This is a genomic window from Psychrobacter sp. T6-1, from assembly GCF_052258445.1.
This window is the reverse complement of record NZ_JBQQFC010000362.1, coordinates 1-2,172: the sequence shown is the minus strand read 5'-3', so window position 1 is coordinate 2,172 and position 2,172 is coordinate 1. Positions and strand designations below refer to the sequence as shown.

Annotated in this window: 2 protein-coding genes; one reads left to right on the top strand and one right to left on the bottom strand. The window is 43.2% G+C overall.

Translation table 11 applies throughout. From position 1 onward, the window contains the following. Nucleotides 1-361: 361 nt before the first annotated feature. Nucleotides 362-1,153 carry a cytochrome C assembly family protein gene (locus tag ACTXGO_RS12775; RefSeq protein ID WP_443574796.1) on the top strand — a complete coding sequence of 264 codons (792 nt, stop codon included), beginning with the start codon at nucleotides 362-364 and terminating at the stop codon, nucleotides 1,151-1,153. A 67-nt stretch (nucleotides 1,154-1,220) separates the two neighbouring features. Here ACTXGO_RS12775 and purU read toward each other — a convergent pair whose 3' ends face one another. Beyond that, the gene (purU, locus tag ACTXGO_RS12770) at nucleotides 1,221-2,087 is read right to left on the bottom strand and encodes a formyltetrahydrofolate deformylase (RefSeq protein WP_443542979.1); all 867 of its coding nucleotides are present in this window, start codon (nucleotides 2,085-2,087) and stop codon (nucleotides 1,221-1,223) included. Between the last annotated feature and the right edge of the window lie 85 nt (nucleotides 2,088-2,172).

Here is a 2,172-nt window from a genome sequence, read left to right as displayed (position 1 = left end):
ATTACGTAGGCTCGATGAGAGACGTTCGGTTAAAGTATCAAACATATATAATTCTCGATTGGGAGTTAATTTTTTATTTAACTAAATGCTAAGTTCTAAGTTCTATTGTCATGATGAGATTTAGGAAGTCATTCATTTAATGAATATGATTCTCAATTGGCTTTCATTTTATGATAAATTGAACGATTATTCTAATCATATCATTTTAGCGCTTACTTGGCAGTGATTCTATTTTACGCTATGTTTCTTAAAGCTTTTATACCACTATAGCCATCTGTCACGGCGCTAGGTTTAGCTTGGTTTAAACAGCGATTAAGTGTCTGTCCTACCACCGCTATTGATAATTTATGAGGCACCATCTGTGTTACTTGCGTTTTTGATAGCTAGCCTATCTTATCTTGTGGTCAGTATTTATATTAGCTGGTCACTGACGACCAATAAGCCTATTCATAAAAGCATTACCTTGAGCTTACTGCTGATTGGTATGCTCGCGCACGTGCTGCTACTCTCGCCTGATATTGTCACGTTATATGGATTAAACTTTAATCTATTTAATACGATAAGCTTAATCGGTCTGTTATTTTTATTCTTCTATAGCCTATTTTCGCTGTATCGACCTATTATCAGCCTTGGAATTTTAGCCGCACCTATTGCCTTTATCGGTGTCACAGTCGGCTATTTTGGACGTGCGCCTTATCGCCCGCTAACAGATATCGGTATTGGACTAGAGGCGCATATTATACTCTCCTTTGCCGCTTACTGCGTACTGTTCATGGCAGCGGTGCAAGCGCTATTTTTAAGACTGCAAAACCGCGAGCTTAAGCATCAGACCATTCATCGTTTTTGGGTCAATAAACTGCCGTCATTACAAACGATGGAAGGTTTATTGTTCGATATGATCTTGGTCGGCTTTGTACTGCTCAGTTTCGCACTAGGCATCGGCTTTATCTATGTCGAGGACCTGATGGCGCAGCATATCGCGCACAAAACCGTTTTTAGCGTACTATCTTGGCTGTTATTTGGCGGGTTACTGATTGGACATTGGCGCGCAGGCTGGCGCGGCAAACGCGCGGCTAATATCACGATATCAGCCTTTGTATTACTAGCGATAGGGTTTGTAGGCAGCAAATTTGTATTAGAGCTGGTGTTATAGATCAAGATTAGCGCTTAGCACACTCGCTATACTGAGCGCTATTTCCTATTTATCATGCAAACCGCTGTCAGTTAAACACCACCGTCTTGTTGCCCGTAACGATAACGCGGTTTTGTACATGCCAGTTGACCGCGCGCGCCAGTACATTACGCTCGACATCACGGCCAATCGCTCGCAACTCCTTTACGCCTTGTCTATGGGTGACGCGGTGTACATCTTGCTCGATGATTGGCCCTTGATCCAATTCTGCTGTGACATAATGCGCCGTTGCGCCGATGAGCTTGACCCCTTTATCAAAGGCTTGTCTGTAAGGGTCTGCGCCAACGAAAGCTGGCAAGAACGAATGGTGAATATTGATCACTTGCATCGGCCAGCGCTCAATAAAGTCTGACGACAATATCTGCATATAGCGCGCTAGTACCAGTAGATCATTACCCGCCATCAACTCATGAATCTGCGCTTCGGCATCGCTCTTATTATCTTTGGTCACGGGCACATAATAAAAAGGAATACCGAAGTTTTCCACTGCTTGGCGCAAATCCTCGTGATTGCTAACCACTGTGGTAATCTGACAATCAAGCAAACCGCGCTGATGCCGCCACAATAAATCGAGCAGCGCATGATCAAACTTCGAGACCAAAATACCCACCTTCGTCTTAATCGCATTGTCATGTAACCGCCACGTCATCTCATAGCGCTTGGCAACGGTATGAGCAAAGCTTGCCTCAAAATTATCGATAATCTCGCTGAGACCTGCTAAGGCAAACTCCAAACGCATAAAGTACTGTCCGCCTTCATGTGCGGTTGAATATTGATCAAGCGCAATAATATTACCGCTATAGCGATGAATAAACTCTGATACGGCTTGAACGATACCCGCTTGATCGCGGCATTTGATTAGGAGGGTTGCGGTGTCTGACATAAGGTATCCAATTTAAAGATTAAATCTATAATAAGTTAAGATTGTCTGAGATATAGCCGGTCGGCTATTTTATTGTGTTTTAGCAATTGAGTTGGTG